Raw genomic sequence first — 7,003 nt, 5'->3', positions numbered from 1 at the left:
ACTACTCTTGACCATAGCTCACTGTTTGATACCCCCACTTAGGATGATAAGTTAGATATTCATAGCGAATAGCATTCCCACAACCTTTCTTTTCGCAATGGCCATCCAAACCACCAAGATCATTTATAGATAGCAAAGACCAGCCTTTAGTAGGTTCTATCAGACCGTGTTCTCTCGCATGGCACCCACTGCAAAGTGTTATGCAATCTGAACTATTATATTCCCATGGCTTTCGACCCTCTTTATAAACCTCATGATGTACTTGCAATACTACATCTGGTGATCCTCGGTTGCATTTTAGGCATATTCCTTTGTCTCTTTTTTTAATGTTTTCAGAAAATCTATGCCATTCTTTTGCAGAATACAGAAGGTTAACTTTAGTCATTATTTGTGGCCCCTTAGTGGATTCGGGGGTGTAGGGGTCTCCCCTACGGATAACGCTGCGCAGCATTCCCCAATGACAGTGAAAGCATTTAAGAACAGTCTCAATACTTTGCATGAAAGAAAATCGATCACCATTATGATAAACCGCTTTTAATCTAAACGGGTACTGTGAGCTCACAGAATCGCCGCTAAGGTTATTTAAGGGGGGGGGGGCTAATTGTTATGTGCAAAACAGAATTAACGTCTTAGCGATTAATTAAGCGCACTGTAGTCAGTGTGGTAAATCAATCAGTACTTATGAGAGGACTTACGCAAAAATACTCTATTTATGATTCTTCTTTTGGTGTGAAAGCTACAAATTTCTGTAAGAAAAGAAAAAAATTTAATTTTTTTCTTAAAATGCTGAGAAAGTAGCCATATGGAAAATAACTGGAAAAACACCGATTTTATATAGAATATAGTGGTGTAAGTAGCTCTGAATAATGGAGTTATCCACAGCTTGTGGATATCAAGATTGGCTTTTTTAAATGCTCTGTATGTTTTTTGAACACTAGTTTTTCTGTTGCTTATGATATACTCAGGCAGAGATTTTGGGGAGGTGCTCCCCCTTTCGGTTTTTCCACAACGAAAGGTCGATATGGCCAATAAGCACCATGCTGGACGCTGGGGGAAACGGCTCGATGTTTTGTCATCAATTTTGAAATTGGCAACGCATCTTTTTCGAGCCGTGTTTTACTTCCAGTTATCATTCCGAGAATTTGAAATCCTGGCAGATTTAAGTGAATTCTTGGCTTTTCTAACTAGCTTTGTATAGAGCTACCGACAAAATAAAGCCTCCTTTATGGGGGCTTTTTTTGTTTTTATCGATAAGTGAAGTATAACTTTTTTATCCATTTTTATCCACAAACGTTCGTATACGTTCGCGCGCGTTTTTTGTTTTTATATGTTTTTAACCTTTTTAGACAGCCCGAAAGGCTTATTTTATCTACCTGCTGGAGGTGTTAGAGCTACATTTTTGGGGTGTTAGAGCTACATTTTTGGGGTGTTAGAGCTACATTTTTGGGGTGTTAGAGCTACATTTTTGGGGTGTTAGAGCTACATTTTTGGGGTGTAAAAAGGCTACATCAAATATAATGTAGAAATAAATCCTTTCCTGTGTTTAAATCTACTTCAAATTTGAGGTAGATTTAAATGCAGCAGACACACGATGTCACACCGGTACAAGTCAGTATGTCTAATGCTTTGACAAGGGCAGCTCATGGCCTTTCTCTACAGGAAAAGCGATTGCTTATGCTTGCGATATCAAAACTAGATAGCAAGCTTCCCGCCACACCTCAAAATATGGTGGTGGAAGTCAATGTGACCGAGTTTGCCAGTGCATATGGGATCACTTCAAAAACACTTTATGGCGAAGCTAAGATTGCTACTGAGCAACTGATGAATCGTTATATAAGATTTAGGCACGGTAAAAGTGAAACACGTATGCAATGGGTTGGAAGAGCCACATACAAGGAAGGCGAGGGTGTGATTGAACTTGTCTTCTGGCATGAGTTAAGTCCTATGCTGTTTGAACTAGAAAGGCAATTCACAAGTTACAAACTAGGTCGCGCTGGAGGTTTACGGTCAAAGTACGCATGGCGTCTTTTTGAATTACTTATGCAATTCAAAAAGACAGGGTATTTAAAAATCACTTTGGATGACTTCCACCATTCAATGGATACCCCAAAATCAATGAGATCTAAGTTTACAAACCTAACGGCAAGAGTATTAGAGCCGGCAATTAAAGAAATCCGCCTGAAAGATGGCCTTAAAGTGACATGGACAGCACTTAAGAAAGGCAGAAAAGTGACATCACTAGAGTTCAAATTCCCAGTGGAACCACAACACGAATTATTCAAAATTGATAAAGACTTTATTGATAAAAACGCCAGACCTGGCGAAAGCTACGAGCAAGCAGGCAAACGACTAAAGGAGGAAGCCAAAAAACAGACTAAATAAGCAATAACCGCCCTGCTCCAGTGCTCTAACACTGAAACAGGACTTCACCTAACGACTAATTGGAGTCGAAAAATGCAAAACAATATTAGCACTACTTTCAGTAGTGAATCACTGATTGTCTCTTTGGGTATCATCGCCCTACTCTTCGCGCTTATTGCTTATCAGCAACGTGGCCACGTAAACCAGTCCCGTTCATGGCTAGGGTATTCAGCGCTCACTCTGGAACTCTTAGCCGGATCTATGGCGATTTACTGGAGTGTCAATAATGGCACCGGTCCACTAACCTGGATATTTGTATTGGGCTTTGTCGGTCTGGCTGTTGCCAAAGCCAGTATTGTGCCGGCAGTGTCCAAAGCCTTCACCGACCGTAATCACCCTGCGCTCTTATTCGGCGTTATCTCGCTACTAGGAGCATACAGTGTGGTCTATTTCGCAGGCTCCTTTTATGGCGGCATTGAGGGTGCAGGAAAAGCCGCTCAGGAAGCCACGGCTAGTGCACCAATAAGAGCCATTGATTCACAGCTTGAGGCCGCTAGAGACAAGCTAAACGGCCTTTCAAGCTATGCTGATAGCACCAGAGCTTCTAAAGAGCGTACAAAGGCTTCAGCGTTAAACACTCAGCTATCCAATGCTAAAGTCGCCTTGAGTCGATGCCCTGCTAACTACCTGACCAAATGCATTAACCCTAATCAACGCAAGATCGATCAGTTACAAAGCCAGTTGAATGCCCTCACCTACTATCAAGGTAATCAATCCTACTCTGGCACCAAGCAACTGATTGCTGACTTGGAAACACAACGAGCTGGCCTGCTCACCGGTGGCGGTATCGCGAGTGAGTCCGGACACGGGGCTGATGATCGAATGATTGCTTGGTTGCTGAATGTCTCTGAGGAACGTGCCCGGGATCTGAAGTGGTTAATCTTCGTTTTGGCGTTTGATATTCTGTCTTTACTATTCCGACTCACCGGTGAATTTATCGCTCAGGGTGTCCCTGAAACGCGATTACTCACCCGTCAGTTAGCAGTACTGCTAGAGTCTGGTTATACCCTCCCCAATGCCGCACTAATGCTAGCCGGTCAAACTGGTTTGAATAGTAGTTCACTTACCCCTGAAAAAGTGGATTCACAACCTGACGCGTCAGGTACACAACCGGTTGATGAACTTCTCACGGCTGAGGCTGAAGAAGAGGTACGGTTACCCAGTGATGACCAGTTGTATCTGCAGTGGTTAGCACTGGTAAAAGCGAAAACTATCAAATGCACCAGGAACGATGCAAAGCGTTTTATCAGTGATCATCTAGCCAAGGGTAGTCAAACAGAGACCATCACGCCTATGGCTATGCAGGCGATTCATAAGCGGTGGTTAGATCAAGCGACAAACGAAGGAATCCTTAAACCACTCGGAGGAGTAGGAAAAGCCTCTCACGTATTAGCCTAAAACAGGTTGGGCGATCCGGATAGGATCGCCCGACTGAACGTCTGCTTTTCAAAAAAATCGGTGAGAAGATTTTTTATCGTATCCAGCAATGAGTTCTGCTGGATGGATAATAAAAGCTATTTCAGCTTGCCCATTCATAATGCCTACCATGTAAACCCACACACTTACACGCTATCTCGGTGCCAATTTCTTTATAAACCAGTAATTACTATATGAATGGAAAAAAATCGTGTTGGTGTGAACCACAAGCATTTATTCAAAAATAGATGTTTCAGGAAACACCAGCAGAATTAGTAGTTATCCAGCGGATACACTAATTTCTTAGGCTAAGAAGGAAGTAAACTATGATTGACATCATCAAGTCGGTAAACGACCTCATAACAACACTACTTACAGCACCAAGTGAGCGGTTTTGGGGTATTGTCGGATTATTAGCATTAGCCCTCTTTGTGTATGCGTACACAAGATCAAAGAGTGAATAGTACTACTAGGGCACTACTGAGAATTAATGAAAAGACTTTTAGTTTTGAGATACAATGTATCTCAAAACTAAAAGGATAGTTCCAATGGCTACGACTACTATGATTCATGTTCGCGTGAATGAAGATTTAAAAAAGGATGCTGCCCAAGCACTAGAATCAATGGGGCTATCAGTGTCAGACGCTGTGCGTGTTTTTCTAACGCGTATTGCAGCAGATCAGGCGTTCCCCTTTGCGATACAAGTGCCTAACGCAGACACTCAAGCAGCCATGCTAGAAGCGCGAACCATGACTAGAGCCCGTTTTAATCGCTCGGAAGATCTGTTTGATGCCATCGAAAGCAAGTGAGAAAAGGGCATCTTTGCCCCGGATAAGTGACTACACCAAAGCATTTCAAAAGGACTGGGTACGTCTATCTAAGTCTGGCCGTTATGACATGAAGCAGCTCAAAGAAGTCATGTTGCTACTCATTGCCAATGATGAACCACTAGCGGAAGAATGGCTCGATCATGCTTTAACAGGGAACTGGGCAGACCATAGGGAATGCCATATTGGTGGTGACTTCTTGCTAATTTACTACCTGGAAAAGAAAGGCAAACAAGAAATGATCGTTTTTGTTCGAACAGGAACACATTCTGAGCTGTTCTAAACCTCATCCTGACCATAGTTTTGGGAAATTCATTCTCTGTTACTATTGTTTTTGAAACTGTTCGCGAACAGTTTCAAAAACAACAAACGAGACAAGAGTGAACACATGGCTCAAGTAACAATATCAGAAGCTATTAGGCAATCTGGAATAGGGCGAACAAGGTTCTATAAACTCATCAATAATGGCACTATCAGTACCTCAGTGACCTCAGAAGGAAAAAAATGTATAGATACATCTGAACTCGTTCGGGTGTTTCCAGACTTGGGAAAGAGAACAACTGAAAACAGTTTCGCGAACAACTTTCCAGACAACTGCGAACAACTTGAAACACAGGTAGAAAACAGGTTATTGCGGGAACAGCTTCGAGCAATTAAGGAACAGTTGGATAAATCAGAGCAGCGTGAAAAATGGCTACAAGAACAGAATGCAAACTTATTGATGCGGATTGAACCACCTAAGCCAGTCAAGCGTGAAAACTGGTTTACCCGGTTCTGGAATGTTAAGGACGAATAAAGTCATCGGTTAGGACACCTGAATCAGGTTGTGAAGATATTTTGTAATACAAAATGCGTATCCCGCCCCGCCTTTAAATCTTAAATTTTGAGCCCGTTTTCAGCATTTCATGAGAATTCGCATAGACGTCGCATCGTTGTCTCTCTTCTGTCGCATAAATATCGCGTTTTTTGAATGAATTTGGCCACATATACGGCTATTTTTCGCATATTTAGCATATTTGTCGCACTTTCAGGGAAATACAGAGCTGGGCAGGCCTGAGTTCGAAAATAGCTATGTTTCTTGGTTATGTATCTAATTTCAAGTACAAACTGATACAATAACAACCTCTCAACTAAGACAATATTAAGCCATCAGTCAATGAATCAATATAGAACAGAGTACCCAAATCAGTTACATCAGTTGAGCGTAAGTGTGTCAAAAAATCTCTATGTAACCAGGGCAGGGATCTTGAAATACCAAAAAAAGAAAATGGAAGTAAACCTCAATAGGTTAAAAGATTCGAATAGAACCCACCTGATTCATTATCTAATTAGAGACCATACTAGTGGCTTATTTTATGCGGAAATATCAACGTCGGAAGATGTTAGGAACATAGATGATTTCTTGTACAGGGCATGGTGTCATAAAGATGACTACAGCTTTCAAGGGATACCTGAATTTTTGTCTATTCCTAAAACGGTTCAGGCATATTGTCCAGACATATTAAAAGATCTAGATTCGTATGAAATTGACATCATCGAGCCGAAAAATGGTTTTCATGGAGGTATTGGCGACACGAAAAACATTGAAGATATTTTGAAATTGCTCCATGTTGAAAAGCATATCTCAGAAGCTTATAGCGTACCCCAGCAAGCTTGTGAAACGAATGATAAGCGACAACTTCGCGGTACTAGTTTTACTAAATTAGAACAATGGAAAAAGCACGTGGGTCAAATACGGCTACCAAATTAGTCAATTTGAATTTATATCGTTGATGACGCTTTGATACAGGCGTCGGAAGGTCTCCTTGTCTTTTTTTAGATTAGTGGCCAAACCAAACAAGGTAATGCTTGATAGCTCTTTTACTTGCTCCAGGTTCACTCCATCTTTTTCAACAGGATCATGCAAATTACTTCCGTAGTTTGAACGAACCAAAAAACGGTATCCTTGATGACTCTTGTAAATAAATATATGTTTTCCTAAATGTGAAGTTTTCAAGCACCGATTACCCTGAATATCAATGCTGTCACACCATATGGTTTTCCTTAAAAAACTGCGAATTTTCTTATAAGCTGATAGCGTATTTTTACCTAATTCAATGTCCTCTTTTGTAAGATGCTCAACACATGTACTACCTACTGTTTGAGAGTTATGATTGAAAGTAGTGTCTAAAGAATTTGCTAAAAAGCGGCGTATCTGGTTTGTTATTAGTTACCACAACTGACAATAAACCGAAGAGGATACACCGCTATGGCAGACAATAACGTGATCGACCTAAGTAGTCTAGGGACACCCACAGACTCACTGACAGAGTTTTTAAAGCAAGGCGCACAGAAGCTCC

General features: G+C 41.3%; 8 protein-coding genes. 6 read left to right on the top strand and 2 right to left on the bottom strand.

Features of this window, described 5'->3' with window-relative positions:
• Position 1: 1 nt before the first annotated feature.
• A complete protein-coding gene (locus DKW60_RS17210) occupies positions 2 to 385 on the bottom strand; it encodes an HNH endonuclease (RefSeq protein ID WP_109838906.1) in 384 nt (127 codons plus the stop codon).
• A gap of 1,229 nt (positions 386 to 1,614) precedes the next feature.
• On the opposite strand from DKW60_RS17210, the gene DKW60_RS17205 reads away from it, so the two are divergent.
• The 6 genes from DKW60_RS17205 to DKW60_RS17180 all read left to right on the top strand — a co-directional run bounded on the left by DKW60_RS17205 (position 1,615) and on the right by DKW60_RS17180 (position 6,414).
• Entirely contained in the window at positions 1,615 to 2,382 is a 768-nt protein-coding gene (locus DKW60_RS17205) for a replication initiation protein (RefSeq protein WP_181389763.1), read from the top strand.
• A gap of 72 nt (positions 2,383 to 2,454) precedes the next feature.
• Entirely contained in the window at positions 2,455 to 3,819 is a 1,365-nt protein-coding gene (locus DKW60_RS17200) for a hypothetical protein (protein WP_109838904.1), read from the top strand.
• Between the two features lie 566 nt (positions 3,820 to 4,385).
• Positions 4,386 to 4,646: a type II toxin-antitoxin system RelB/DinJ family antitoxin gene (locus tag DKW60_RS17195; protein ID WP_109838903.1), complete on the top strand. Its 261-nt coding sequence runs from the start codon at positions 4,386 to 4,388 to the stop codon at positions 4,644 to 4,646.
• Complete coding sequence (locus tag DKW60_RS17190) at positions 4,627 to 4,947, top strand: type II toxin-antitoxin system YafQ family toxin (RefSeq protein ID WP_109838902.1); 321 nt, start codon at positions 4,627 to 4,629, stop codon at positions 4,945 to 4,947. Before DKW60_RS17195 ends, DKW60_RS17190 begins: the two co-directional genes overlap by 20 nt.
• Positions 4,948 to 5,052: 105 nt before the next feature.
• Positions 5,053 to 5,460, top strand: coding sequence for a hypothetical protein (locus DKW60_RS17185; protein WP_109838901.1), 408 nt, complete (start codon positions 5,053 to 5,055; stop codon positions 5,458 to 5,460).
• Positions 5,461 to 5,910: 450 nt separating this feature from the next.
• Positions 5,911 to 6,414 carry a hypothetical protein gene (locus DKW60_RS17180; RefSeq protein ID WP_146203511.1) on the top strand — a complete coding sequence of 168 codons (504 nt, stop codon included), beginning with the start codon at positions 5,911 to 5,913 and terminating at the stop codon, positions 6,412 to 6,414.
• Here DKW60_RS17180 and DKW60_RS17175 read toward each other — a convergent pair whose 3' ends face one another.
• Positions 6,415 to 6,597: a hypothetical protein gene (locus DKW60_RS17175; protein ID WP_109838899.1), complete on the bottom strand. Its 183-nt coding sequence runs from the start codon at positions 6,595 to 6,597 to the stop codon at positions 6,415 to 6,417.
• Positions 6,598 to 7,003 lie beyond the last annotated feature (406 nt).

It is taken from the genome of Leucothrix pacifica (assembly GCF_003172875.1).
GTDB lineage: Bacteria > Pseudomonadota > Gammaproteobacteria > Thiotrichales > Thiotrichaceae > Leucothrix > Leucothrix pacifica.
Note: the sequence above shows the minus strand (reverse complement) of the source record. Positions and strands in the feature narration are given on the sequence as shown.

Excerpts from the sequence above, each read along its gene's own strand:
- DKW60_RS17210 (WP_109838906.1), bottom strand. The coding sequence starts at position 385 with ATGACTAAAGTTAACCTTCTGTATTCTGCAAAAGAATGGCATAGATTT.
- DKW60_RS17205 (WP_181389763.1), top strand. The coding sequence starts at position 1,615 with ATGTCTAATGCTTTGACAAGGGCAGCTCATGGCCTTTCTCTACAGGAA.
- DKW60_RS17200 (WP_109838904.1), top strand. The coding sequence starts at position 2,455 with ATGCAAAACAATATTAGCACTACTTTCAGTAGTGAATCACTGATTGTC.
- DKW60_RS17195 (WP_109838903.1), top strand. The coding sequence starts at position 4,386 with ATGGCTACGACTACTATGATTCATGTTCGCGTGAATGAAGATTTAAAA.
- DKW60_RS17190 (WP_109838902.1), top strand. The coding sequence starts at position 4,627 with ATGCCATCGAAAGCAAGTGAGAAAAGGGCATCTTTGCCCCGGATAAGT.
- DKW60_RS17185 (WP_109838901.1), top strand. The coding sequence starts at position 5,053 with ATGGCTCAAGTAACAATATCAGAAGCTATTAGGCAATCTGGAATAGGG.